21 protein-coding genes are annotated in these 24890 nt (G+C 61.4%); 9 read left to right on the top strand and 12 right to left on the bottom strand.

Annotation, left to right across the window (positions count from 1 at the left end):
- The first annotated feature begins 139 nt into the window (after positions 1–139).
- On the top strand, positions 140–1579 hold the full coding sequence (pyk, locus tag CLV45_RS01715) for a pyruvate kinase (RefSeq protein WP_100334673.1): 1440 nt from the start codon (positions 140–142) through the stop codon (positions 1577–1579).
- A gap of 72 nt (positions 1580–1651) precedes the next feature.
- Here pyk and CLV45_RS01710 read toward each other — a convergent pair whose 3' ends face one another.
- From CLV45_RS01710 to rpsT, 3 genes are all read right to left on the bottom strand, one after another.
- The gene (locus tag CLV45_RS01710; RefSeq protein ID WP_100334672.1) at positions 1652–3184 is read right to left on the bottom strand and encodes a T9SS type A sorting domain-containing protein; all 1533 of its coding nucleotides are present in this window, start codon (positions 3182–3184) and stop codon (positions 1652–1654) included.
- 43 nt (positions 3185–3227) lie between these two features.
- Complete coding sequence (locus CLV45_RS01705) at positions 3228–4757, bottom strand: T9SS type A sorting domain-containing protein (RefSeq protein ID WP_100334671.1); 1530 nt, start codon at positions 4755–4757, stop codon at positions 3228–3230.
- Between the two features lie 139 nt (positions 4758–4896).
- Positions 4897–5154, bottom strand: a complete 258-nt coding sequence (rpsT, locus tag CLV45_RS01700; protein WP_100334670.1) for a 30S ribosomal protein S20 — start codon at positions 5152–5154, stop codon at positions 4897–4899.
- A gap of 222 nt (positions 5155–5376) precedes the next feature.
- On the opposite strand from rpsT, the gene CLV45_RS01695 reads away from it, so the two are divergent.
- The gene (locus tag CLV45_RS01695; RefSeq protein WP_100334669.1) at positions 5377–6546 is read left to right on the top strand and encodes an MFS transporter; all 1170 of its coding nucleotides are present in this window, start codon (positions 5377–5379) and stop codon (positions 6544–6546) included.
- 61 nt (positions 6547–6607) lie between these two features.
- On the opposite strand, the gene CLV45_RS01690 is transcribed toward CLV45_RS01695, so the two are convergent.
- Positions 6608–7348 (bottom strand): DUF4142 domain-containing protein, encoded by a 741-nt coding sequence (locus CLV45_RS01690; RefSeq protein WP_157807226.1) that lies wholly within the window; start codon positions 7346–7348, stop codon positions 6608–6610.
- 262 nt (positions 7349–7610) lie between these two features.
- Here CLV45_RS01690 and CLV45_RS01685 point away from each other — a divergent pair, with 262 nt between their 5' ends.
- Positions 7611–8597 carry a YheT family hydrolase gene (locus tag CLV45_RS01685; RefSeq protein ID WP_100334667.1) on the top strand — a complete coding sequence of 329 codons (987 nt, stop codon included), beginning with the start codon at positions 7611–7613 and terminating at the stop codon, positions 8595–8597.
- Positions 8598–8856: 259 nt separating this feature from the next.
- Here the strand turns inward: CLV45_RS01685 and rsmG are convergent, their stop codons facing one another.
- The 3 genes from rsmG to CLV45_RS01670 form a co-directional block, all read right to left on the bottom strand.
- Positions 8857–9477: a 16S rRNA (guanine(527)-N(7))-methyltransferase RsmG gene (rsmG, locus tag CLV45_RS01680; RefSeq protein WP_211289887.1), complete on the bottom strand. Its 621-nt coding sequence runs from the start codon at positions 9475–9477 to the stop codon at positions 8857–8859.
- A gap of 258 nt (positions 9478–9735) precedes the next feature.
- Entirely contained in the window at positions 9736–10359 is a 624-nt protein-coding gene (locus tag CLV45_RS01675) for an RNA polymerase sigma factor (RefSeq protein ID WP_100334665.1), read from the bottom strand.
- A complete protein-coding gene (locus CLV45_RS01670) occupies positions 10350–11480 on the bottom strand; it encodes a glycosyltransferase (protein ID WP_100334664.1) in 1131 nt (376 codons plus the stop codon). The genes CLV45_RS01675 and CLV45_RS01670 overlap by 10 nt, the downstream gene beginning before the upstream one ends.
- 203 nt (positions 11481–11683) lie before the next feature.
- Between CLV45_RS01670 and tgt the strand changes: the two genes are divergently transcribed.
- The 3 genes from tgt to CLV45_RS01655 all read left to right on the top strand — a co-directional run bounded on the left by tgt (position 11684) and on the right by CLV45_RS01655 (position 15034).
- Positions 11684–12814, top strand: coding sequence for a tRNA guanosine(34) transglycosylase Tgt (gene tgt / locus CLV45_RS01665; RefSeq protein WP_100334663.1), 1131 nt, complete (start codon positions 11684–11686; stop codon positions 12812–12814).
- A gap of 95 nt (positions 12815–12909) precedes the next feature.
- On the top strand, positions 12910–13986 hold the full coding sequence (locus CLV45_RS01660) for an LptF/LptG family permease (protein ID WP_100334662.1): 1077 nt from the start codon (positions 12910–12912) through the stop codon (positions 13984–13986).
- A gap of 115 nt (positions 13987–14101) precedes the next feature.
- The gene (locus tag CLV45_RS01655) at positions 14102–15034 is read left to right on the top strand and encodes a DMT family transporter (RefSeq protein ID WP_100334661.1); all 933 of its coding nucleotides are present in this window, start codon (positions 14102–14104) and stop codon (positions 15032–15034) included.
- 8 nt (positions 15035–15042) lie between these two features.
- Here the strand turns inward: CLV45_RS01655 and CLV45_RS01650 are convergent, their stop codons facing one another.
- From CLV45_RS01650 to ispE, 3 genes are read right to left on the bottom strand one after another with little or no spacing between them, the layout of a single operon-like run.
- Positions 15043–17604, bottom strand: coding sequence for a DUF3160 domain-containing protein (locus tag CLV45_RS01650; protein ID WP_100334660.1), 2562 nt, complete (start codon positions 17602–17604; stop codon positions 15043–15045).
- A 16-nt stretch (positions 17605–17620) separates the two neighbouring features.
- Positions 17621–19147: a CapA family protein gene (locus CLV45_RS25135; protein ID WP_170061797.1), complete on the bottom strand. Its 1527-nt coding sequence runs from the start codon at positions 19145–19147 to the stop codon at positions 17621–17623.
- Positions 19148–19160: 13 nt separating this feature from the next.
- On the bottom strand, positions 19161–19970 hold the full coding sequence (gene ispE / locus CLV45_RS01640) for a 4-(cytidine 5'-diphospho)-2-C-methyl-D-erythritol kinase (RefSeq protein WP_100334658.1): 810 nt from the start codon (positions 19968–19970) through the stop codon (positions 19161–19163).
- Between the two features lie 182 nt (positions 19971–20152).
- Between ispE and CLV45_RS01635 the strand changes: the two genes are divergently transcribed.
- From CLV45_RS01635 to CLV45_RS01625, 3 genes are read left to right on the top strand one after another with little or no spacing between them, the layout of a single operon-like run.
- Entirely contained in the window at positions 20153–20806 is a 654-nt protein-coding gene (locus tag CLV45_RS01635) for a sugar transferase (protein ID WP_100334657.1), read from the top strand.
- Positions 20803–21492 carry an acetyltransferase gene (locus CLV45_RS01630; protein WP_100334656.1) on the top strand — a complete coding sequence of 230 codons (690 nt, stop codon included), beginning with the start codon at positions 20803–20805 and terminating at the stop codon, positions 21490–21492. The genes CLV45_RS01635 and CLV45_RS01630 overlap by 4 nt, the downstream gene beginning before the upstream one ends.
- A complete protein-coding gene (locus CLV45_RS01625; RefSeq protein ID WP_100334655.1) occupies positions 21485–22630 on the top strand; it encodes a DegT/DnrJ/EryC1/StrS family aminotransferase in 1146 nt (381 codons plus the stop codon). Before CLV45_RS01630 ends, CLV45_RS01625 begins: the two co-directional genes overlap by 8 nt.
- A 179-nt stretch (positions 22631–22809) precedes the next feature.
- Here CLV45_RS01625 and CLV45_RS01620 read toward each other — a convergent pair whose 3' ends face one another.
- Positions 22810–23499, bottom strand: coding sequence for a membrane-associated protein (locus CLV45_RS01620; RefSeq protein ID WP_211289886.1), 690 nt, complete (start codon positions 23497–23499; stop codon positions 22810–22812).
- A gap of 230 nt (positions 23500–23729) precedes the next feature.
- The gene (locus CLV45_RS01615; RefSeq protein ID WP_100334654.1) at positions 23730–24851 is read right to left on the bottom strand and encodes a trans-sulfuration enzyme family protein; all 1122 of its coding nucleotides are present in this window, start codon (positions 24849–24851) and stop codon (positions 23730–23732) included.
- Positions 24852–24890: the final 39 nt, after the last annotated feature.

Raw genomic sequence — 24890 nt, 5'->3', positions numbered from 1 at the left:
TGGGCCGCACCGCAGGACCTTATTCCGTAGCCCTGATTTCCCGCAGAATAGCATTCTACCCGGGGAGTTTCAGTTCCGCGGGATGAGGTCCTTCGCTTGCCCTCCAACCGGCTCCGCTTTATAAACCCGAACCATACGCATGGAACCGACCCCTCATTTTAATAAAGTCAAAATCGTGGCCACCGTGGGCCCCGCCTCCAACACCTACGACAAGCTGGGCATGCTCATCCGCGAAGGTGTGGACGTGTTTCGCCTCAACTTCTCGCACGGTTCCCACGAAGACCACCTCTCGGTAATCAACACCGTGCGCCGCCTCAACAAGGATTTGCGCACGCACGTGGGCCTGCTGCAGGACTTGCAGGGCCCCAAGATTCGCCTGGGCGAAGTAGAAGGTGGCGGGGTGGAAATCAAGGCCGGCGACAAGATCAAGCTGGTGTGCGGCGAAAAGGAAATCACCACGGCTACCCGCCTGAGCACGATTTACCTGGGCCTGGCTCGCGACGTGAAGCCCGGCGACATGATTCTCATTGACGACGGCAAAATCGAGCTGCGCGTGCTGGCCACCGACCGCGACAAAGAGGTAGACGTGGAGGTAATCTACGGCGGCCTGGTGAAGCCGCGCAAGGGCATCAACCTGCCCGACTCGGAAGTGTCGGCCCCGTCGATGACCGAAAAGGACATTGAGGATCTGAAATTCGGCCTGGAAAACGACGTGGACTGGATTGCCCTCTCGTTTGCCCGCCGTGCCGAAGACATCCGCTTTATCAAGAGCCTGATTGCTGAAAGCGGCAAAACGGCCCGGGTTATTGCCAAAATTGAGACGCCGGAAGGCCTGCGGAACCTCGACGAAATCATTGCCCTGACCGATGCCGTGATGGTAGCCCGCGGCGACCTGGGCGTGGAGGTGAAGATGGAAGAGGTGCCGATGGCCCAGAAAATGATTGTGGAGAAGTGCAATAAGGCCGGCAAGCCGGTAATCGTGGCCACCCAGATGATGGAAAGCATGATTACGGCCCCCCGCCCCACCCGCGCCGAAACCAGCGACGTAGCCAACGCCGTTATCGACGGGGCCGATGCTGTGATGCTGTCGGCCGAAACGGCCGTGGGCGCCTACCCCGCCGAGGTAATCCGCTCGATGGTAGCTACCATTCTGAGCGTGGAAACCCGCATGCCGAGCCTGTTTAACCGCTGGCACCCCATCACGCCCGAGTCGCCCTCTTTCATGGTCGACAGCGTGCTGTCGGCGGCTTGCCACCTGGCCAAGAACACCGGCGCCAAGGCTATTACCGGCATGACGCACCGCGGCTACACGGCTTTCCAGATTGCCAAGTACCGGCCCAAAGCCAACATTTTCATCTTCACCGACAACCGCCCCCTGCTCACCACGCTGAGCCTGATTTGGGGCGTGCGGGGCTTTTACTATGACCGGATGCTGAGTACCGACGGCACCGTGTCGGACATCAAGTACGTGCTGACCACCACCGGCAACCTCAACAAGGGGGACGTGTTCATCAACACGGCTTCCATGCCCATCAACGAGAAGGGCAAGACCAACATGGTGAAAGTAAGCGTGGCCTAAGGCCGGTTTCCAGTTCTCATAAAAAGCCCGCCTGATAGTTCAGGCGGGCTTTTTTATGGGTATCAGCTTGGTTTAGGGCAACTTCTGCACCCGTACGGTGCGGGCAGCGCCCTCGGTAGTCTGCAACTGCACCAGGTAGATTCCCGCCGGCTGGTTACGCAACGAAACCGGTACGCTGGTTTGCCCGGCGGGCACGGCAGCCCGCCACACCAGGCGGCCTATGGCATCCTGCACCACTATGCTGGTTCCGGGCTGAGCCGGGGCTTCCAGTTGCAGCCACATGGTTTCGGTCACTGGGTTGGGGAAAGCCTGGAAACCGGGTGCCGACTGCGCCGGGCGGGCAGGTAGCAGCGTAGCAAAGTCGCTGCGGGTACCGCAGGTACTGGTGACGCCGCCGCGGGTGCGCGTGTAGTACCGCAGGGAGGTTTCGGCGGTGACCAAGTCACCCAGCCCGAGCTCGGGGGAAAAGCTTTGGCCGATGGTCATGGCATCCAGGCCGCGCCAGTACAAACCCGGGGTGTTGTTGTAGGTGTAAGGGTACATCAGTTGGTAGCCCACATTGCGGCTGGAGCCCATGCAGCCGCCCAGGGTTTGGTTCACTAGGCCCGTGCCAACCACCAGCCGGGGGTCGTTGCCAGTGGCAGAGGCCACGCGGTACTCGCCCGAAAGCATGGGCAGGGCCCCGAAAACAACGCTGAATTGTTTGGTTTGGCCCGTACGCAGCGAAATTGCCAGCCGCGCCTTCGCTACGTTCGTCATGCTGCTGCCCGCCGGAAAGCCGCACCCAGGCACGTTGTACGTTTGCGTGCGGCTCTGCTCCTGGTAGGTATAAATTAGGCTGTCGGCGGTTTGCTGCCGGGTTTTGATCTGGCGCAACTTGTAGGTGCGGGAACAGACCAAGCTACCGTAGCTGAAGGGCTCCTGCACGTAGCCCAGCTCGTCGCCAGGCTGCATATCGAAGATCTTGAGCGGGCTGTAGGCCGACTCCAGCAGGGGCGCGGGCAGCGCGGCCTGCACGTATTCCTTCGACGCACCCGAATACGGATATACCAGTTCGGTAGCCGACACCAGCCCGTAGCGCCGACTCAGGCGCACCACCTGCCCGTTGCTGAGCGTAATAGTGGCCAGAGTGTCGGCCACGGCCGGGCTGCCGAAACTCTGCAGGCCCCGGCTGCTGAGCGTCGCCGTGACTAGCGGACTCTGACTTGCCATCCAGGTGGTGCCTACGGCCACGCAGGGACGTAAGAGCAACGCAGTGGCACTCTGCCCCGCCGTGGGGTCGGCCGTGACCAGCAGCTGGTACTCAAAAGTGCCGGGGCGCCACTGCAGGCGGGCACCGAACAGGTTGTTGTGGCTCTTGTAGAAAGTACCCTCGTAGCCGCCCGGGGCCCGGCGCATCATGCGGTTAAAGGTAAAGACCGAGTCACCGGTGGTCGTAACATAGGCCGAGTCGACGCGGAACGTGTGTGCATCACTGCCGGCTTCGGCGCTGCTGGGCTGGTAGGCGTAGATCAGGCCCTGGCGGAAGGGTTTCCAGCTTTGGGCCTTTACAGTTAGTACGGAGGCGAAGAGGGCAGCTAATACTAACAGCTGGCGTTTTTTCATGGCTGCAGAAGTGGCAGAGACAAAACGTAATCTGTTGGCCAGCTTAGCGGCTGTGCTGCAGTTTTAGGTGTTGCACGCCTTCTGTGCCGCGCTGTACTTCGACTATATATAGCCCGGCTGCTACCTCGTGCAACGGCAGATTCAACTCCAGCTGCCCAGCCTGCAGGTCCCGAACCAGCACGCAACGCCCCAGCTTATCCAGCAGCCGGACGGTGGTAGCGGCGGCCGGGGCCTGTGCTAGGCGCAGCGTTACCAGCTCGGCAGCCGGGTTGGGGAATAAAGCCATAAGGGCTGCTGCCTGCGCCGCTTTGGTCGGCAGCAGTGTACCAAAGCTCGTGCGGCTGCCGCAGATCTGGTCGGCGCCATTCGCTGTGCGGCGGGAGTAGGTCAGCTGTTGCTCTGACTGCCGTAGGATGCCTACTCCGGGACTTAGTTCCTGCTTCCAGCCCGCCAGGTCAATTGCCGGAAACTCGGCATAGGTGCCATTCCCGCTTCTGTTACGATACAGCTCCTGCTGTCGTAGCAGAGCTGGAGCGCTGCAAGTCCCAGAACCCGTAGGCGTCGTTACGACTGGATAGCCAAGTAGCACCGTGTTGGAAGCGCCGGGCATCACCCGGTATTCGTAGGCCAGCAAGTCGGCACCGGCGGGAATCAGTGCTCCATTCGGCCTAGAACCGCCAGCCCACCGGCCCGTGCGCAGCGAAGCCGCCAGCCGTACCACCTGCACCGGCGAAACGGTTGGAAACCCAGTGCCGCCACAGTTCGGGGCCGAGCTATACGTGACCGAACTCTGCTGTTGAAAAGTATAAATCAGGCTGTCCGCCGTCAGCTGCCGGGTCAGAACCCGGCGCAACGACTGGCCGGTGTAGCAGGCAAACGTGCTGTAGATGAGTGGCTCCCGGTAGTAGCCCAGCTCGTTGCCGGGCTGCAGATCGAGCAGGGAGAGCGGGTTGTAATAGCTCCGGCCCGCCGGCGCTGGTCGGCGGGCCAGAGTCAGCACTTTGGCATTCGGTACGCCAAACAGCAAGTCCTGCGAAGCCGACACCACCCCGTTGTTCTTGCTCAGCACCACGGTAGTGCCCGAGCTACAGCGGAAAGTAGCCACGGAGTCCGTCACGCCGTCAAGCACCTGAGTACCGCGCGATACGAGCGTCGTGCTGACGCCATAATCGGTAAAATAGCTGCTCCAGGTGTCGCCTACCTTTGCAAACGGCTTCAGCACCAGCATCCGGTCCATCGTGTTGCCCATCGTCGGGCCGCCGTCCCAGTACAGGGCATAGGTACGCGCGGCCGGGTTGTAGCGCAGCTGCTGACCTAGTTTGTTGTTGCGCGACTTTTGCCACGGGTACACATCGAAGGGATTCGCGCGGCGCAAGGTGCGGTTGAAATAATACACTGAGTCGGCGCCCTGCACGCCGGCCGAATCTAGGCGCATGGTGAAGACGGTATCGGCGGAGGCTCCGCGGAAGGCGTGCACGTCTTGGTTGGGCCGAAAGGGTCGCCACTGCTGGGCCTGGGCGGCTTGTTGTCCCAAGCCAATACCGATAAGCAGTAAGGAGTATAATTTTTTCATCGACAAGGAGTTAAAGGTATCAATACCGGAAAATATAGAATAAAGCGCATAGCCGCACTATCAGCCTAAACTAAACAGAAAAGCCCCGGCGCTTGCGCGCCGAGGCTTTCATATAATAGAGCAGAAAAGTCAGTGGTGCTTAGGCAGCCAGCGACTTCACGAACTTAGCCAGCTTCGACTTGTTGTTGGCGGCTTTGTTCTTGTGAATGATGTTCTTCTTGGCCAGACGATCCAGCATCGACGACACTTTCTTCAGCAGCTCTTGTGCTTCGGTAGCATCGGTGGTGGCGCGCAGCTTCTTAACAGCGGTGCGGGTCGATTTAGCCTGATAACGGTTCAACACGCGCTTCGCTTCGTTGGAACGGATGCGCTTGAGGGCCGACTTATGATTTGCCATGGGTATGGTAAAATTGACGTTCTGCTCGAATTGGGTTCAATTGGGTTGGCAAAGGTAAGCCTTTGGTTTGAAATAACAAATACCTGTCCGGTATTTGCCTCTCCCCCACCCGATTTTGCTGGCAAGATACCTAATCCTGGCCCATTGCCAGCTGCTTTAGTGAGTATGGCCGCTGAGTTAAGTTAAAATCGGCTACTTGCGCAGACTGTGTTTTCCTCCGCTATGAAATTTCTCACCCGCACCATCTGGCTGCTTTCCCTGGTCAGCCTCTTTACCGATTTGGCCAGCGAAATGCTGTACCCAGTGATGCCCCTGTACTTGCGGAGCATTGGCTTTTCCATTGTCTTTATTGGGGTGCTGGAGGGTTTGGCCGAAGCCGTAGCGGGGCTGAGCAAAGGCTACTTCGGGCAGTGGTCCGACCGGCTGGGCCGGCGCCGGCCCTTCGTGCAGTGGGGCTACGGGCTCAGCGCGTTGTCCAAGCCCCTGCTAGCGGTGCTGGCCGCGCCGTGGTGGGTGTTCCTGGTTCGGGCCCTGGACCGGCTGGGCAAGGGGCTGCGCACCGGGGCCCGCGACGCGCTACTGGCCGATGAAGCACCGGCTGCCCAGCGCGGGGCTGTTTTTGGCTTTCACCGCGCCCTCGACACGCTCGGGGCCGTGCTGGGTCCGGCGGCGGCCCTGCTCTGGCTGAGCCATTATCCGGGACAATACCGGTTGCTGTTCGTGCTGGCCTTTGGGCCCGGGCTGCTGGCAGTCGTCATTACGCTGCTGGTGCGCGAAAAGCCCCAGCCGCCGTCGGGGCAGCCGATTCGGCCCTTCTGGGCGTCATTTGCTTATTGGCGGCGGGCCCCGGCCAGCTACCGGCGCATTGCCGGTGCGCTGCTCCTGTTTGCGGTGTTCAACAGCTCGGATACGCTACTGCTGCTGCTGGCGCGCCAGCAGGGCCTCTCCGACCAAGCCGTCATCGGAGTTTACATCTTCTACAACTTAGTTTACGCAGCCACGGCATTACCTGCCGGCCTACTGGCCGACCGCCTGGGTCCGGCCCGGGTGCTGACTGGCGGCTTGCTCCTCTTTGCCCTGGTATACGGGGGAGCTACTCAGGTGCATTCCTGGCTGGCATTCGGGATTTTGTTCGGCCTCTACGGGCTCTACGCCGCCGCTACCGAAGGCGTAGGCAAGGCTTGGCTAAGCCAATTGTGCGCGCCCACCGACAAGGGCGCCGCCCTGGGCACCTTTGCGGGCCTGAGCAGCCTGGCGGCGCTGGGCGCCAGCACCCTGACGGGCCTGCTGTGGCAAACGCTCGGGGCGCCGGTGGCTTTCGGCCTCTCGGCCGCGGTAGCCGGGGGCGTGGCCCTGTTTCTGGGCGCTGCGGCCCGCTCCCACAGCGCGTAGCCCCGCCGCGAAGCAAAGTTCACGACGGGGCTACGCCTTAATGGTTGGGTTGGCCGCACGCCTAATCCACCTTCTTCTCAATTTCGTTGGCCATGGTGCGGTGCGAGCGAAGCATGGGCAACGTTTTAGTTGCAAAAGACTTCACGGCCGGGGTTTCGGCTCCGTTGCTTTTCACCTCAAACATGGCAATATCCATCTTGTGGGCCATTTCCATGGCATCCATGTAGTCTTCGTCAAAGGCCTTGCCCGACTTGCTCATCAGCCGGTCGGCCATGGCCTGGTGCACCGGCATCATAGTCTGGGGCAGGGTTACGCCCAGGGGCGAGGCCACGGTTTTGAGCTCCTGAGTGGCTTTGGTATGATGGTCTACCATCATTTGCCCAAACCGCTTCACGTCGGCATTGGTCGACTTCTGGGTAGCCATCTGCCCCATCTGAATTTCCAGCAGGTTGCTGCTGGCCGCCGTCATCAGGAAAGTGGGGTCCTGCATGGTGGCGAAGGTGGCCATGAAAGCCGACATATCGGCCGCGCCGGCCGTACCACCCGCCCCGGCCATGCCGCCGGTGCCGCTAGCGCCCATTGAGCCCGAGGTAGAGCCAGTTGCGGAAGAACCCGAGCTCATGTCCGAGCCCGCCGCCCCGCTCGAACCCGCAGTAGAGCCAGAACCCATGCTGGAGCTCGTACCCGTGGAACTGCCCGACGTGGTACCCGAACTCATGCCCGTGTTGCTGCTGCTACAGGCGGCGCCCAAAAGCAGTACGGCGCCAACCAAAAGAGGGGGAATAGCTTTCGTGGTTTTCATAGCTAGATGGAATTGGTGATATTTTTTATACGAGCCATTAAATAATAAGCTGCTACTGTTCAGCATATTACCTGTATTTTACATCCTACCCCGACCAAGCCCCGGCGTGGGTTTCTTCGAGCTAAGCTGGGGCAACTTTCCACTGCTACCGGCGGTTTGCCGGGCAGGGACGCGTTGCCACGGTGAATATCGTATGCATGCCTACCATATTTGTACGTATCTTTCTGTAGCGGCTTGCGTCGCCGTTATTTAGTGCCTGCTTATGCCCCTTGTTGCTCACTCCCGCTACCAGCCCCCGTTTTATATGTTCAACGGGCACATTCAGACCATTGTGCCTAGCCTCTGGCGCTCCGTGCCCGACGTAACCTACCAGCGCGAGCGGGTCGAGACGCCCGACGGTGACTTCCTGGACCTCGACTGGTCGCGCCAACCCGCCGGAGTGGGCGCCGACACCCTGGCCATTGTTTCGCACGGGCTGGAGGGCGACGCCGGCCGGCCCTACGTGCGCGGCATGGTGCGGGCCCTCAAGCATGCCGGCCTCGATGCCCTGGCCTGGAACTACCGCAGCTGCAGTGGGGAAATGAACCGCCTGGTGCGCTCCTACCACCTCGGCGACACCGATGACCTGGACTTCGTCGTCCGCTACGCCCTGGCCACGGGCCGCTACCGCCGCATCTTCCTCACCGGCTTCAGCGCTGGCGGCAACGTGACGCTGAAATACCTGGGCGAAAACCCGGCCCGCGTCCCGCAGGAAGTGGCCCGGGCCGCCGTGTTTTCAGTGCCCACCGATCTGAAGTCCAGTTCCTACCAGATTTCCAAGCCCGAAAACCGCATTTATCTGGCCCGTTTCCTGAAATCGCTGCGGGCTAAGATGCGCCAGAAGGCCGAGCTGCTGCCCGGGCAGATTGACGTGGAAAATCTGGAGCTACTGCGCGACTTCCCGCAGTTCGACGACCGATTTACGGCCCCCATGCACGGCTTCAAGTCGGCCGACGACTACTACGAGCAGTCTAGCTCGGGCCGCTACCTGGCTTCCATTGCCATTCCCACGCTGCTGGTCAACGCCGAAAATGACCCGTTTCTGGCGCCCTCCTGCTTTCCGCGCGAAACCGCGGCCGCCTCGGCATTTGTCTTTCTGGAAACCCCGCCCGAAGGCGGCCACGTGGGCTTCGCCGAAGGCACCCCCGACGGCGAGTACTACTCCGAACGCCGCGCCGTGGAATTCCTGACGGCGGAAACGCCGGGGTAATGATTCATATGCTCAGGTGCTACTGTGTTTTGAATGTGCTAAATGTGAGAAATGTGGAACTAGGCCCTTACGAGCTTGCGAAGCCATCCGTCCTCTGAAATGTGCTGAGTGCCCCTAAGTAAAAAGCCCTTTCCCGTAGCAAACGAGAAAGGGCTTTCTGGTAAAAGAGCAGTTATCACTGGCAGAGGACGGATGGCTTCGGCTTGCACCTCGCAAGGACAGACAATTAGCACCTCAGCACATTCCGCACATGAGCACATTAAACCGTGTTGGGCACGAAAACTACTTTTTTGGTTTCGAAAAACTCCTCCTGGAAATAGTCACTCAGGTTGTGCACGTGCGCTACCAGGCCGGATTCTTCAATTTCCTCGGTCAGGTCGCCGCCTTTGAGGTAGTAGAGGCCGGTCGTGGCGTCGCCCGGGGATTTGTAGCGGTGGGCAATCCAGGGGTGAAAGGTGGCCAGGCGGGCCACGGCGCGGCTCACGACGTAGTCGTACTTGGCGCGCACCTGCTCGGCCCGGGTTTGCTCGGCCGTCAGGTTGTGCAGGCCTAGCGCCTGGGCCATGTCCTGCACCGCCCGGATTTTCTTGCCGATGCTGTCAACGAGGTGAAACTTCACTTCCGGAAACAGAATAGCCAGCGGCAAGCCCGGCAAACCGCCGCCCGTGCCCACGTCGAGCACCGAGGTGCCGGCGGGGAACTGCACCACCTTGGCAATACCCAACGAGTGCAGAAAGTGCCGCTCGGCCAGGTTATCCACGTCGGTGCGGGCCACGAGGTTGAGGCGCTCATTCCAGCTGCGAAACTCGGTTTCGAGTTGGGCGAAATGGCGTTTTTGTTGGTCGGTAAGGTCGGGGAAGTAGCGGGCCAGAATATCCATTGGGACAAAGATAGGCAGGCAAGGTGGTGACTGGTAAAATATACCTGTCCTCCTGAGCTTGCGAAGGACCTTCCTCCCCTACTCCACGGAAGGTTTTACTAATGTAAAAAAGGCCTTTACCAACGGTAGGCAGAGAGTCTTTTATGGTGAATAAAGCTTGTCACTCAGGGGAGGAAGGTCCTGCACTGCGCTACGCTGCGTTCAGGATGACAGGTATAATAAAAAAGCCCCGACTTACGGCGGGGCTTTTGCTCATCCTTAGATGATGTGCTTCTTGTTTTTTACCATGTCATAGAGCAGCTCCCGGGCGCGGTGCAGCTGGGCCTTTACAGTGCCGAGCGGGGCTTTGAGCTCGGTGGCAATTTCCTCGTAGCTCAGCTCATCGAAGTAGCGCAGCGTCACGAGGCGCTGGTATTTATCGGGCAGCCGCGAGACGACGTGCTGCATGATTTCGATTTTCTGGTTTTTGATGGCCGACTCCTGCGGGTTCAGGTTCTGGTCGCGGAAGTCGATGGTGATTTCGTCGCCGTTGTCGATCTTGATGGCCGAGTCAATCGACATCGTCTTGATTTTATTCTTGCGAATAAAGTCGATGCAGTTGTTGGTGGCAATGCGGAACAGCCAGGTGCTGAAGGCGTATTCCGGGTTGAACTTGTGCAGGTTGCGGAAAGCTTTGGCGAAGGCCTCGATGGTTAAATCCTCGGCGTCGTCGGGGTTTCGCACCATCTTGAGTACCACGTGGTACACTGGCTTCTTGTAGATCTGCATCAGCTCGGCGTAGGCCTTTTCGTCGGACTGCTCGACGGCAGCGCGAATCAGCTTGAAGTCGTGCTTGGCTTTGGCAGAGAACTGCTTCTGAATTTCCTGATTGTTTACTTCCATCGGAGGTTACGGTAGAGGAACAGCGAAATTCCCAGAGCTAGATAGTAAAAAAAATAAACAGCGTCGAGTACGGGCAGCAACATTACCGGCAGACGGTCGTCGAGGCGTTGTCCAAGCTTTGCGTACGAGACGCACATGACCGAAGTACGAATACCCCACAGGGCGGTCAAAGGTACCCAATCGGGGCGGGAAAACAGCAGCACCAACGTTGTGAAATAAAAAAGCAGATTAGTGCCAATAAAGTTTCCAATTCGCAATCTATCGGCCAGCCGGTAGCGCTTGCCGGCCGACAAATGCCGCCGCTTTTGGCGCCACCAGGCGGGCCAGGTTTGGGCTGGTTCGCTCAGCGTATGCGCCGCAGGCTCGGCCTCAACCGTCACCCGCTGCCCGTGGCGCACGGCATCCTGCACCAGCAGGTCATCGTCGCCCCCGAGGCTGCGGATGTGGGAAGCAAAGCCTTTGGTTGCGCGGAAACACTGCTGCGTATAGGCCAGATTTCGGCCCACGCCCATGTAGGGTTGCCCCCGCCACGCGAAGGACAAATACTGCGCTCCGGTGAGCAGGGTTTCAAATCGGATGAGTTTATTTAAAAATCCGGGCTCCGCGGCATAGGCCGAATACCCTAAAATTAAATCGGCGGGCCGGGCGAAGCCGCGCTGCATCAGCCGAACCCACTGATTAGTAGCCGGAATACAATCGGCGTCGGTAAAAAGCAGGTGCGGGTGGCGGGCTACTTTAATTCCGAGAGTCAGTGCATATTTTTTCGGCGACAACCCTTCCGGCGTCTTGTCGATGGTGACCAGGCGCACGTTGGGGTAGTACTGGGTGAGCTGCTGCACGTACAGGTACGTGTCGTCGCCGCTGCGGTCGTCCACCAGAATTATTTCGAAGCCGGCGGGGTAATCCTGCTGCAGCAAGAGCGGCAGCAGGCGGCGCAGATTTTCCAGCTCATTGTGGGCGCACACCAGGATGGAAACGGGCTCGGAGTCGATGCCGGGGCCGGGGGGCGGGGCGGTTTCGGGGCGCAGCGCGAAGGGCAGAAAGTAGTAGGCCGCGTAGCCCAGCTGCACCAGCACCGAGGCCAGCAGCAGCCAGATAGCGGGAGAAAAAGGAAGGGACAACGCGCAGAAATTGGGTAAGTGGGCAAAAGTACGGGTTCAACACGAGGGAACCGTGGTAAGGGTTTACCTTTGCAGATTATTACGACTTTCCCGCAGTGTCGCGGGGTGGTAAACCGCCGGGTCTCGCAGGGTCGTTCCACACGACCCGCGGCGCAACCCGGCGCTTGCCCCTGCGAAACGCTGCGGGAAACTGACTTGCCAGCATGACCTTCGATTTAGTAGCTCACGACCCCCAATCCAAAGCCCGCGCCGGGGTGGTGCATACGGCCCACGGTGCCATTCAGACGCCCATTTTTATGCCCGTGGGCACGGCCGGCACCGTAAAGGCCGTGCAGCAGCGCGACCTGAAAGACGATATCAAAGCCCAGATTATTCTCGGCAATACCTACCACCTATACCTGCGCCCCGGCCTCGACGTGCTGCGCGCCGCTGGTGGTTTGCACAAGTTCAACGGTTGGGACCGGCCTATTCTCACCGACTCGGGCGGCTACCAGGTGTATTCGCTCAGCGGCACGCGCAAAATCAAGGAGGAAGGCGTCAAGTTCCGCTCCCACATTGACGGAAGCCAGCACTTGTTTTCGCCGGAGGGCGTGATGGACATTCAGCGCACCATCGGGGCCGACATCATGATGGCCTTCGACGAGTGCACGCCCTGGCCCTGCGAGTACAACTACGCCGCCCGCTCCCTGGACATGACCCACCGCTGGCTCAAGCGCTGCATTGAGCGCTTCGACAGCACCGAGGGCCACTACGGCTACGAGCAGACCCTGTTCCCGATTGTGCAGGGCTCCACCTTTAAGGATTTGCGGGTGAAGTCGGCCGAGTTTATTGCCGAGCAAGGGCGCGAGGGCAACGCCATTGGCGGCCTGAGCGTGGGCGAGCCGGCCGAGATGATGTACGAAATGACCGAGCTGGTCTGCGACATTCTGCCCCAGGACAAGCCCCGCTACCTGATGGGCGTGGGCACGCCGGCCAACATCCTGGAAAACATTGCCCTGGGCGTGGATATGTTCGACTGCGTGATGCCGACCCGCAACGCCCGCAACGGCATGCTGTTCACGACGCAGGGCATTATGAATATTACCAACAAGAAGTGGCAAATGGACTTCGAGCCGATTGACCGGGAATTAGGCGGCTACGTGAGTACGTTTTACTCCCGCTCCTACGTTCGGCACTTGTTCCAGAGCCAGGAAATGCTGGGCCCCCAGATTGCCTCGATTCACAACCTGTCGTTCTACCTCTGGCTGGTGCAGCAGGCCCGGGAGCAAATTATTGCCGGCACCTTCCGCGACTGGAAAGACAAGATGGTGAAGCAAGTAATGACCCGGCTGTAATTTCTTAGTTGTTAGTTGTTGGTTGTCAGTTGTTAGGAGCAGACATCAGCATGAACTAACAACCGACAACCAACAACTAACAACTAAACTCCCAAGTGAAGCTCCTCGATAAGTACATACTACTGAAATTCCTCACCTCGTTTTTCTTCGTGGTGGTGGTGCTGGTGAGCGTTATCTGCGTGATTGACTTCACGGAGAAAAACGACGATTTTATTCAGCACAACCTCTCGGCGGGCAAGATTATTTCGGAGTACTACATCAACCTGTTTCCGTACTACGCCAACCTGCTCTCCCCCATTACGGTGTTTATAGCGGTGGTTTTCGTGACGGCCCGGCTGGCGGCCCGCACCGAAATTGTGGCGATTCTGGCCAGCGGCGTGAGTTTCCCTAGGCTGCTGGTGCCCTACTGGATGGGCGCTTTCGTCATTGGCGTCATCACCTTTGCTCTCATCGGCTGGGGCATCCCGATGGCCAACAAAACCCGGGTGGCCTTTGAGAAAAAGTACATCAAGAACCCCTACCGCTACGAGGCGCGCAACATACATATCAAGATCGGGCCCAAGGCCTACGTGTATATGGAGAGCTACGACAACGTGAACAACGTGGGCTACCGTTTCGCGCTGGAAACCATTGACGGCACCACGCTCAAGCGCCGCATGACGGCCGATGCCATTACCTGGGACTCGACGCGCCGGGCCTGGAAGCTCACCCCGCAGCTGGTGCGCACCTTTAACGGGCAGCAGGAAAAGCTGCTCACCCTGCCCGCCCGCGACACGACGCTGAACCTTTATCCCAAGGACTTTGCCAGCACCTGGCGCCTGTCGGAAACCCTGACCCTGCCCGAGCTCAACGCCTACATCCAGCAGAAAATTGACCGGGGCGCCGACGACACGCAGGTGTATTTGAGCGAAAAGTATGAGCGCTACGCCTATCCCTACGCCATTTTCATCCTGACCACCATCGGGGTGATTCTGAGTGCGCGCAAGTCGCGGGCCGGGGTGGGCGGGCAGATTGCGCTGGGTTTCGTGCTGGCCTTCGTCTTCCTGATTTTCGTGATTCTAAGCCGCAACCTGGCCCAGGTCGGCGACATGAGCCCCATGCTGGCCGCCTGGGTGCCCAGCATCATCTTCACCGGCATCGGCCTGGCTTTGTATCGTTTCGTCCCGCAATAACGGTGAATGAGTGAAGTGGTGAATGAGTGAGTTGTCTTGCGGAGTTGCGCCAATGGCGCCTCTGGCGCAAGTCGAACATTCACTTCACTCATTCACTCATTCACCACTTCGCTCTATGCTCAAAGACTACCTGCGTTTGCACTTTATTGTCCTGCTGTGGGGCTTCACGGCTATTTTGGGCAAGCTGATTTCGGTGCCGCCGGTGGAGTTGGTGTTCTGGCGCACGCTGCTGGCCTCGGCCGGGCTGGGCGTGCTGCTCACGGTGCGCAAGCAGGATTGGCGCCTGCCGCTGGCCCAGGCCCTGCGGCTGCTGGCGGTGGGGGCCCTGGTGGCCGTACACTGGATTACGTTCTTTCTGGCCGCCCGGCTCTCGTCGGTGAGCGTGTGTTTGGCGGGCCTGGCTACGCTGGCGCTGTGGACGTCCCTGTTGGAGCCGCTGCTGCTGTGGCGGCGGGTGCGGGCCTACGAGGTCGGGCTAGGCTTGCTGACGATGGTTGGACTCTACCTCGTGTCGCAGGCTGAGCTGGACCAGCTGCTGGGCCTGGGTGTGGCCATTATATCGGCGGGGCTCTCGGCGCTGTTTAGCGTGCTCAATTCCAAGCTGGTCAAGCAACACACGCCGCTCAAGCTCACGTTCTACGAAATGGCCGGCGCCTGCCTGAGCATTGGGTTCTTCTTCCCCATTTACTCGCGCTACTACACCGAAGGCGCCGGCCTGCAGCTGGCCCTCAAGCCGCTCGACTGGCTCTGGCTGCTGCTGCTGGCCGGCGTATGCACGGTATATGCTTTTTCCTCGTCGGTAGAGCTGATGAAGCGTCTCTCGGCCTTTGTTATCAACCTGACCATCAACCTGGAGCCCGTGTACGGCATTATCCTGGCCGTACTGATTTTCGGGGCCCGGGAAAAGATGTCGACTGGCTTCTACCTGGGCACAGTGGTCATCCTCTTCAGCGTGCTTATTCACCCCGTGCTCGACCAGTGGAATCAGCGGCGGGCCCGTCGCCAGCACGAGCCGGTACCGGAAGAAGTCGTCGTCACGAATCCGTAGCGCGGTTTTTAGTCGAGCGTACTGCCTCCCTGGGTCGCCAGCTCCTTGACGGGCACAATGAACCCTCGCAGCCACTGCGGCCGGGCCGGCGCCTGCCGGGCCAGCTGGGCCTGCCACTCTTCGTCGGTCAGCCGCGCGGGGCTGGTAAACTCGTAGTAGCTGAACACCCCACCCCGGGCCAGCACCGGCGCGCCCTCAATGTCGACTACCACGTAAAGAGCATCGACGGCGCCGACAGCCTCTTCCAGCACGGTTTGATTGAAGCTGTACACGTCGGCCACCAGCGCCATTTGCCGCTCCCGGTCGGGCAGCTGCTGGGTTTTGAGGATGCGGAACGTGAGGCTTTCCACTTCGCCGCCAATCCAGCTTAGCTTCTCCATTTCGTCGTACGTCAGCCGCTCGTGCTTGATTTCCTTGGCACTGAGGTCGCGCAGGCGGGTTACTAGCTCCCGGATTTCCTTGTTGAGCCCGGTTAGGTGCTCGGTGTTGGCCCGCAGGCGGGTCAGGCTGCGGTCCTGCTGGGTGAGCAAGGCCAGGGCGGCCTCCCAGAACGGCAGGTTGGGTTCCACGTAGCTCAGGTGGCGTGGGGACGGCGGCCCGCCGCTGGGTCCGCCGGCTTCGGCACCCGAAGGCTGCTCGGTGTAGAGCAATAGGTCGTGCTTCAACTCGGCCCAGCCGCCCAGGGCGGTGCTCAGGTTGCGCTTTTGCCAGGCCGGAGTGCGGGCAAACAGCGGCAGCTGCTGGGGTGCGGGGGCTGGCGCGTTTAGGGCCAGCAGCATCTGCATCGTTTTGGTGTAGAGGTTCTGGTCCCAGCCCTTGAAGCCGGCAAACTGCCGCTGCAGGGCCCGGAGCGTATCTGGGTAAGCGGGCCAATTAGCTGCTTCCTTATACTGGGTGAGCAGAATATCCTGGGCCGTGCGGTTACCAAAAGTGGCGAATACGTCGAGTCCTTTGGGAAACGGCCGCGGCGGATCTTGCCGGGGCTTGGACCGCAGCACGTTGGTGAGGCGGGAGAGAATTTCGCCGTCGAAGGTGTAACGGCCGGCCGTAAAGAGCAGCTTAGGCCGTTCTACAGCCACCATAGCATGGGCAGAAGCCCCCTTCACCCGGATTCGGTCGGAGCCGGCGGCAATGAGCTCCCGGCGGATGGCGGCCAGCGTGGCCGGAGCCGCCAGCTGGTCGAGCGACTGGCCGGCGTAGCGGGTTTTGAGCAGGCGCAGCAGGTGGGTCAACGAGCGGTTGTCCTCGTCGCCGACCAGCACATCCAGCACCTGGGTCAGGTTCTCAAAGCCCCGCTGCCCGCTTTTGCTGCCCGCCAACGCCTGGGCCAGCGCCACGGCCCGCAGCACGCCGGCATCGGAATCCAGGAATACGGGCGCCGAGTTCAGCCATTTCACCGTCCGGAAATAGCGGCGCGTGGTGTCGTTGCGGGTGTACATGCCCCGGGGCTTGCACACGGCGTAATCGAACAGAGAGTCCTGAAGCAGCACTGACTGTCGGCCTTCGGCGGCCGTGCACATGGCTACTTCCCGGGTCGCAGCATCGGCGTAGGCGCCGCTGGCCGGCAGCGGGGCCCCGGTAAGCAAAGCGCGGCCCACACTGTAGTACGCCACGGCCCACTCGGCCGCGTCCCGGGCCAGGGGCTGCTGGGCGCGTTGGGCCAGCTGTTGGGCCTGGCCCACGCCCTGGCTTAGCACCGTGGCCACCACCGGCCCCAGGCGCTGCTCTTCCACGTCGCTCAAAATGCCGTTGAGGTACTTATGCAGCAGCTGCAGCACCAGGTCGGTGGTAATAAAGTTGGGCGTATGGTCGTACTGGTTCTGGTCGTAGATGAAGAAGATCTGCTCCTCGCGGGTGGGCACCAGCACAAAGTTGTTACCGTTGAGCACGGTGCGCATGAGCGGCGTTACCAGCAGGTCGCGCTGGTTGACTACGTAGTCGAAGCCAATCATGGCATAGCCGTTTTGCCGGGCTTCGCGCTGCCGCAGCAGCTCGGTTTCGCGGGCGTGGACCCGTTGCACAAAGGCTAGCTCCCGGGGGTCCAGCGGCACCGGCAGCAGCGAGTCGGCGGGCTGCAGCTCCCGGCCGGTGCTGTCCGTAATTACCTCGCTCCACACGGGACGGTACCAGTTTTGTTTGCTGAAGTACTTGCGGGCCGTGGCGTTCAGAAAGCAGTAGCCATTACGGGCGTACACGGTGTTGCGCAGCAGCAGCAAGTCGAGGTAGGACTTGCCATCCAGGTTCTGGTCATAGTCGAACGTGGGCAGCGGGGCCTCGTGGGCGCTTTCGGGGCTGAATTCTTCGTAGTACTCTTCCGTATAATACTCTTTGATGTAGGGCCGCTGGTAGTAGCTGGTCAGCAGGCGCTTATCGGCGGCGGCCACCACGGGCACTATTTCCCCAAAGCCATTATCATGCGCCGAATCTGTGAGCTGGGGCGCGGGGGTGGCTGCTGCTTTTGCTGCCGCCGGAGCCGGGACTTGGGCAGCAGGCCGCCGCCAGAAAAACAACCCGGCGCCCAGGGCCACCAGAATTACCAAGGCCACTGCAATTATCGAATTACGATTCATAATCAACTAGTTAAATCTACACAAACTGCAAATATGCCGCGTCCAAGGAGCGGCTGTGGTACACAAATCGGTCGAGCACCAGACCAAACCCCTGCCAGTAATAGCGCCCCACCCAGTACTGGCCATCGGGCGCCTGCTCCAAGGTAAGCACAACGGTACGGGTATCCGGCGCGCGGGCCGGGCGGAAATATAGCAGGCGGTACACCACCCGGGAACCCAGCCAGCGGGGCACCCAGCGGCCTTGCCGGAGCTGGTACACGAACAAGCGCCGGCGCACCGTGGAGTCGAAGCGCGTGGCCTTTACGGGGCCCACCAGCAAATCAGGTTGTCCGTCGTTGTCCACGTCGCCCTGGGTGAAGCGGTACAGCGGAAAGCCCAGATCCAGCACCGTCGTGGTGGGCCCAATTGTCGTTTGCACCTGATATTCCCGGACGCGGGGCCGGTAGCGCAGCCGCACGGTAGCGCCAGCAGCCGGCAGCACCAGCTGGCGGGCAGTACAAGCGGCCGTAGTATCCGCTGCGGCTGCTACGCTTGGCAGCAATTGCCAGCCGGTACCGGCCGGGTCGGGCACCAGCCGTAGCGCGGAGGAAGCGCCTTGCAGCCGAGCGGCGAGCATAGCACGGGCGGTTTCGTCGGCGGGCTGGGGCACCGCGCCCCGCAGGCGCAGCGGCCGAATCCAGGTGGCCACCACGCGGCCGGCGCGCACGTCAAAATCGGCCTGGGCGGCCAGGTCGGCCCCCCGGCCCTGCTGGTCGAAAAGGAAATTGCCCAGGCTATAGAGAATAGGACGGCCCCGGTAAAACTCGGCCGCCTGCACCACGTGCGGATGCGCCCCCACCACGGCGGCGGCGCCGCAGTCGATAAGCATGCGTGCCTGCTGCCGTTGCTCGGGCCCGGGTTCGAAAGAGTACTCGGTGCCCCAGTGCAGGTATACAATGACGGCCCGGCGGGGAAACAGCGTTTTGTAGGCCGCCACCCGTTCGCAGAGAATTGTAAAATCCCGCCCGCACAGGCAGCCTTGACCCCGGGCGCTTACGTGCAGGGCCGAGTAGGCAAAAACGGCCACGCTGCTGTCGGGACCAAGCAAAGTAGGCAGGCAGCCAGCCAGAGAATCAGCCGCAAAGCCAAGCCCGACTAGCCCAGCTTGCCGCAATACCTCATGAGTTGTGCGCAACCCGGCCAGCTGCTGGTCGAGCGTGTGGTTGTTGGCCAAGGACAGCTGGGTAAACCCCAGCCGCCGCAGCCACCGTGCCGCCTGCGGCTGCCCCCGAAACGAAAACTGCTTGCGCACCGGCACCGCCGCGGAAGCCAAAGGGCACTCCAGGTTGCCGATTACGTAGCGGCTGGCCTCCCAGAGCCGCCGGGCAGTACGTTGCAGCCGGGCACTGTCGCGCCGCGCCGCCGCGGGTACGCCCCGGTCCAGGAGCACGTCGCCTACCACGCTGATGCGCAGCGGCGGCGGTTCAGCCGGCGCACAACCCGCCGCCAGCAGCCCGGCGGCTACCGGCAGCAGTTGGCACAGCCCGCGAAGCCGCTTTTCCAATGCTTGCCGGAGGCTACAGCGGCCCACTCCACACCTGATATTCCGACGACCACGTCAGCGGCGGCAGCTCACTATCCGGAAACAAGCCGTACACCGCCGAGCCCGAGCCCGACAGGCTGGCGTAGGTAGCGCCGGCGGCGTATAAGGCGGCTTTTATGTCGGCCAGCACCGGGTAATGCGGGGTCAGGGCGTCTTCAAAGTCATTGGTCACCGTGTCGCGCCAGGTGGCCATGGGCTGGGCCAGGCTTTGGCGCAGGTCGTGGCGGGGCGGGCGGGTGCCCACGCGGGCATACGCTTCGGCCGTGCTGATGTGCAGATTGGGGTACACCACCTGGCAGGCCACGCCCGTCAAATCAAGCGTAATGGGCGCGAATATGTCCCCTTTCTCGTAAGCAAAAACCGGCTTGTTCTCCACGAAAAAGGCGCAGTCGGAGCCCAGGCGGCGGGCGTACTGCTGGAGCTGCCCGGTGGTCAGGGGCAAGTCGAACAGCTCCCGCAGAGCCCGCAGCGCAAAGGCCGCGTCGCCGGAGCCGCCGCCCAGGCCCGCCCCGATGGGCACGGCTTTGTGCAAGTGCATCTGCACGGCGGGCAGGTCAAAATCCGCTTTGAGCAACTCGTAGGCCCGCCAGCACAGGTTGGTGGCCGCCTCACCCGGAATCGGGATGCCCGACAAAGTCAGGGCAGTGGCCGGGGCTTGCAGCACTTCCAGCGCGTCGCACCACGGCAGGGGCACAAACACCGATTCGAGGTTGCGAAACCCGTCGGGCCGCTGCTCCGTGACGTAAAGGCCCAGGTTGAGTTTGGCGTTGGGAAAGACGAGCATAAGCAGAACAGGCAGAGGCGGAAAGCAGAAAAATGAGCCCCAAACGGGGGCGGATTCAACCACCAGAAGCGGAAGTTGGACGCGCCAGGGCCCGGACACGCCGCAAGCTACGGCCTGCGCTGCATAAAAAGCATATTTTTGCCCTTAGCCCGCTCTCCGTGACCAGGGCTTTTATTACGCGTATGGCCGTTTCTGAATCCGCATCCTGGTACCCAAACTGGGGCAAGCGTGGGCTTGACCTTGTCGTGGCCCTGCCCGCGGCCCTGCTCACGCTGCCGCTGCTGCTGGGGGCGGCCCTGCTGCTGGCTTTCCAGAACCGGGGAGCCGTCCTGTTTCGTCAGCTCCGGCCGGGCCGGGCCGGCGCCCTGTTCACGCTCTATAAGCTCCAAACCATGTCCGACGCCCGCGACGCGGCCGGCCATCTGCTGCCCGACGCCCAGCGCCTCACCCGGTTGGGCCGCTGGCTGCGCGCTTCGTCCCTGGATGAGCTGCCCCAGCTCTGGAACGTGGTGCGCGGGGAACTGAGCCTGGTGGGCCCACGGCCCCTGCTGCCCCAGTATCTGCCGCTATACTCGCCCGAGCAGGCCCGCCGCCACGAGGTCAAGCCCGGCATCACGGGCTGGGCCCAGGTCAACGGCCGCAACGCCCTGTCGTGGGAACAAAAGTTTGCCTTCGACGTCTGGTATGTCGACCACCTGTCCCTGGCCCTGGACCTGCGCATTTTGCTGCTCACCGCGCGGCGGGTGCTCGGGGCCCAGGGCATTTCGGCCCCCGGCCAAGCTACCACGGAAGCTTTTACCGGCTCGCCGCCCGCTTCTTCTCCCCCTGTTGCATGACCCATTTCTTCACGCATAGTATTGCTGCATCCGACCCGCTGCCCAAGCTGGTGATATTCGGCGCCGGGGGGCTGGGCCGGGAAGTGCTGGTGCTGGCCCGGCAAATCAACGAAGCCCGCCCCACCTGGCAGCTAGCCGGCTTCTACGACGACCAGCGCCCGGCCACGGCCATCATCCACGACCTGCCCTACCTCGGTGACTCGGCCGCCTTGAATGCCACTACCGAGCCGCTACAGGTGATTATTGCCGTCGGCAACGGGCGCAGCCGGGCCACCATTGCCGGGCTGCTTACCTCGCCCCAACTCCGCTTTGCCACGCTGGTGCACCCGGCCGTGGCCTGCCAGCTCTACCAGCGTATTGAGCTCGGTGAAGGCTGCATCATCGGGCAGGGCTGCATTCTGACCACCGATATTCGCCTGGGCCGCCACGTGCTGCTCAACCTGGGCTGCACCATCGGCCACGACGCGGTGCTCGCCGACTTCTGCTCCCTGATGCCCCACGCCAACGTGGGCGGCGAAGCGTATCTGGAAACCGGCGTGTACTTAGGTACCAACGCCACCGTTATCAACCAGGTCCGCATCGGGGCCCGCACCATCGTGGGCGCCGGGGCCGTGGCCGTGCGCGACCTACCCGCCGACTGCACCGCCGTCGGCGTACCCGCCACCGTTATCAAAACGCATGCATAGTCAGGATTACGACCGAATCTTTCTTTCCCCGCCCCACCTCGGCCGTCACGAGCTCAACTATGTGCACAAGGCCATTGAGGATAACTGGGTGGCCCCGGCCGGCCCCAACCTTGCGGGTTTTGAGCAGGATATCTGCCAGTATACCGGCGCGGCCCACTGCGTGGCGCTGGCCTCGGGCACGGCCGCCATTCACCTGGGCCTGCTGCTGCTGGGTGTAGGGCCCGGCGACGAAGTGCTCTGCCCCTCGTTTACGTTTGTGGCTACGGCCAACCCGATTCTGTACCTGGGCGCCACGCCCGTCTTCGTGGATAGTGAGCCGACCACCTGGAATATGTGCCCCGACCGGCTGCGCGAGGCCATTGAAGACCGAATTCGGCTCGGCAAAAAGCCCAAGGCCCTGATTCTGGTGCACCTCTATGGCATGCCAGCTTTGCTGCCCCAGCTGCTGGCCATTGCCGAGGCTCACGACATTCCGGTGCTCGAAGACGCCGCCGAAGCCCTGGGCTCCCGCTTCGACGGCCGCCGCCTCGGCACGTTCGGCCACGTGGGCGTTTTCTCCTTCAACGGCAACAAGATTATTACCACCAGCGGGGGCGGCGCCCTAGTCACCAACCGGACCGACTGGGCCGAGAAAACCCGGTTTCTGGCCACCCAGGCCAAAGACCCGGCTCCGTATTATCAGCACTCCACGGTAGGCTACAACTACCGGCTCAGCAACATCCTGGCCGGTATCGGGCGGGGCCAGATGGAGCTTATCGACAGCCGGGTGAAAAGTCGCCGGGAAATCTTTGCCTGGTACGAGCAGAACCTGCGCGACGTGCCGGCCCTGCAATTTGGGCCCACCGAGCCGGCCCTGGGAACCTCCAACCGCTGGCTCACAGCCGTCACCCTCGACCCGGAACATACCTCCGTCACCCCCGAGCAAGTCCACCAGCACCTGGAAACCCACAATGTCGAGTCGCGGCCCCTGTGGAAGCCCCTGCACCAGCAGCCGCTGTTTGCCCACACGCCGCGCTACGGCCAGGCCGTCAGCGCCGATTTGTTTGCCCGCGGCCTGTGCCTGCCCTCCGGCTCGGCCATGACGGAAACCGATTTGCGCCGCGTGGCTGGAGCCCTGCGCGAAATTCTGCAGTCCTAATCTGGACTGTGATTTAGTACATACTCCGGCTACCCAGTACATAAAGTTCAGTGCCTAGCACAAGCCGTACAAAAAGCATGGCACGCAGTACAAACCTTAAGCCGGCAGTATATAGTGTCGAAGCCTGTGGATGGTGCTAAACGCGGCATTTTCCCCACGCATTGGGCAAGACAGCGTGCTTACGCGGCTAGGCGTCCCGTAACTTCCGAAGTACTGAGCCCTTTGGCACGTTGCATGGGGCTGCCAAACACTTTGCGCAGTACAAAATGGGTGGGCAGGTAGAATACGGCCAGCAGCGCCGTCATCCAGCACACCAAATATACCGGCGCGGGCAGCCAAGTCTGGGCGTGGGCATCATCGAAGCCGAAAACGTAGTTGATATTGACCGGGATTTTGGGGTCGGGCATGACGGTACCGGCAGCGGGCAGCAGGAAGTAGGCCACCAGGCACAGACTCCAGCCCAGGCCGGTCCAGGCCCAGAGGGCGCGCCGGTCGTACCCCAGGCGCTTCACCAGAAACAGCAGCAGAAACGGGAGCCAACCGTGGAAAAAGGAAAGCCCGCGCAGAAATAACGAGCGGTTGGGGTCAAACATGTAGCTCGTCATGCCCACCAAACGCATGCCCAGCAGTTCGCCCACGAAGTCGGCGCACCAGAAGGCCTGGGGCAGCAGGATGCCCACCGCGGCCATCGAGGCCGGCAGCGCCGACTCGGTCCACAAACTCACAAAGCAAAGGAGCAGGGCTACGTCGCAGAAGTAGAGGAAGTTGGTGGGGCCGTAGTTGAGGTAATACACCGGCACCATCACGGCCAGAAAGCCACTGACAACAAGCTTAAGCGAAAGAGGCAAGCGGGATGAAGCAGAAGCCATGAGCAAGTAAGTTGGGAAAGCGTGAAACGAAGCCGGACTAGCCAGCAATACACTGTTGTACTGCTGCGAAATACGACACCTTTCCGGCAAGCTTAACCCTAAAAAACAACTTTCCAGGACTTTTACTTTAGCCCATAATCAAACACAAAGGCCTTTATTTCAATGAATTACCCCTACTCAATCAGACTTAATAAATTGTATTCAACTATTAAATTGGGGCCGTTTATAGCTCAATCCAAGGCCTGCGCCAGGTCGGCTAGCAGGTCTTCCAGGGGCTCAATGCCTACCGACAGCCGCACCAATCCCACGGTAATGCCCAGCTCCCGCTGCTGCTCGGGCGTGAGGTAGCGGTGCGAAGTGCCCAGCGGATACGACAAGGACGAGTCGACCCCGGCCAGGGACGGCGCGAAGGGGAACCGTTTGGTGCGGTGCATCAGCTCGTTGACAGCTTCGGCTTCATCAGCCAGCAAAAACGACATCATGCCCCCAAACTGCCCGGCGCCCTGTTCCCGGGCCAGCGCGTGCTGCGGGTGGGCCTCCAGGCCCGGATAATTGACTTGCCGCACTTTGGGGTGGGCCGCCAGGAAGTTGGCAATGGCTAGGGCGTTGGCGCTGTGCTCCCGCATGCGCAGCCGTAGGGTTTTGAGGCCTCGCACGGCCAGCCAGCTTTCCATCGGGCTCAGCGTCAGGCCGTAAAACACGCCAATCTGCTTGAGGCGGGCCGCCGTTTCCGCGTCGCTGGTCACCACCACGCCAGCCGTTACGTCGCTGTGCCCGGCAATGTACTTGGTCACGCTGTGCAAGGTGATGTCGGCACCCAGCTCCAGGGGCCGGGTAATAATGGGCGAGGCAAACGTGTTATCCACCACCAGCTTCAGCCCGTGGGCGTGACACTCGGCGGCCAGGCGGCGCAAATCGGCTACGCGCAGCAGCGGGTTGCTGATGGTTTCGGCCAGCAGCAGCCGGGTAGTGGGCTGCACAAACTCCCCCAGCGTGTAGAGCTGCTCAAACGGCACGTAACTTACCGTGATGCCCATGCGGCTCAGCTCGGCATTCAGCAGCGACGAAGAGCCCCCGTAGATGTCGGCCGCGCACAGCACATGGTCCCCGGCCTGGCAGTAGGCCAGGATGGCGGCGAAAATGGCGGCCATCCCCGAGCCGGTAGCAATGGCCCCCACCCCGCCCTCGAGCTTGTTGACGGCCGCGGCCAGCTCGTCGGAGTTGGGGTTGCCGTTGCGCGAGTACATATACCGGCTCCCCGGCTCCCCAAAGTATTGCTCCAGTTCGTTCAGGTCGTCAAACTTGAAGACGGACGTCTGGTAAATCGGGGTGATTTTAGGGGTAATCTTCATGATTAGCGCGGAAACGGACGTATTTGGGGCCGCAAGATA

The sequence above is a fragment of the Hymenobacter chitinivorans DSM 11115 genome (genome assembly GCF_002797555.1).
Taxonomy (GTDB): Bacteria; Bacteroidota; Bacteroidia; order Cytophagales; family Hymenobacteraceae; genus Hymenobacter; species Hymenobacter chitinivorans.
This window is presented reverse-complemented; position numbering and strand designations above follow the sequence as displayed.

Bases quoted from the DNA above. Each gene is read 5' to 3' on its own strand.
- pyk (WP_100334673.1), top strand. From the start codon at position 140: ATGGAACCGACCCCTCATTTTAATAAAGTCAAAATCGTGGCCACCGTG.
- CLV45_RS01710 (WP_100334672.1), bottom strand. From the start codon at position 3,184: ATGAAAAAACGCCAGCTGTTAGTATTAGCTGCCCTCTTCGCCTCCGTA.
- CLV45_RS01705 (WP_100334671.1), bottom strand. From the start codon at position 4,757: ATGAAAAAATTATACTCCTTACTGCTTATCGGTATTGGCTTGGGACAA.
- rpsT (WP_100334670.1), bottom strand. From the start codon at position 5,154: ATGGCAAATCATAAGTCGGCCCTCAAGCGCATCCGTTCCAACGAAGCG.
- CLV45_RS01695 (WP_100334669.1), top strand. From the start codon at position 5,377: ATGAAATTTCTCACCCGCACCATCTGGCTGCTTTCCCTGGTCAGCCTC.
- CLV45_RS01690 (WP_157807226.1), bottom strand. From the start codon at position 7,348: ATGAAAACCACGAAAGCTATTCCCCCTCTTTTGGTTGGCGCCGTACTG.
- CLV45_RS01685 (WP_100334667.1), top strand. From the start codon at position 7,611: ATGCCCCTTGTTGCTCACTCCCGCTACCAGCCCCCGTTTTATATGTTC.
- rsmG (WP_211289887.1), bottom strand. From the start codon at position 9,477: ATGGATATTCTGGCCCGCTACTTCCCCGACCTTACCGACCAACAAAAA.
- CLV45_RS01675 (WP_100334665.1), bottom strand. From the start codon at position 10,359: ATGGAAGTAAACAATCAGGAAATTCAGAAGCAGTTCTCTGCCAAAGCC.
- tgt (WP_100334663.1), top strand. From the start codon at position 11,684: ATGACCTTCGATTTAGTAGCTCACGACCCCCAATCCAAAGCCCGCGCC.
- CLV45_RS01655 (WP_100334661.1), top strand. From the start codon at position 14,102: ATGCTCAAAGACTACCTGCGTTTGCACTTTATTGTCCTGCTGTGGGGC.
- CLV45_RS01650 (WP_100334660.1), bottom strand. From the start codon at position 17,604: ATGAATCGTAATTCGATAATTGCAGTGGCCTTGGTAATTCTGGTGGCC.
- ispE (WP_100334658.1), bottom strand. From the start codon at position 19,970: ATGCTCGTCTTTCCCAACGCCAAACTCAACCTGGGCCTTTACGTCACG.
- CLV45_RS01635 (WP_100334657.1), top strand. From the start codon at position 20,153: ATGGCCGTTTCTGAATCCGCATCCTGGTACCCAAACTGGGGCAAGCGT.
- CLV45_RS01630 (WP_100334656.1), top strand. From the start codon at position 20,803: ATGACCCATTTCTTCACGCATAGTATTGCTGCATCCGACCCGCTGCCC.
- CLV45_RS01625 (WP_100334655.1), top strand. From the start codon at position 21,485: ATGCATAGTCAGGATTACGACCGAATCTTTCTTTCCCCGCCCCACCTC.
- CLV45_RS01620 (WP_211289886.1), bottom strand. From the start codon at position 23,499: ATGGCTTCTGCTTCATCCCGCTTGCCTCTTTCGCTTAAGCTTGTTGTC.
- CLV45_RS01615 (WP_100334654.1), bottom strand. From the start codon at position 24,851: ATGAAGATTACCCCTAAAATCACCCCGATTTACCAGACGTCCGTCTTC.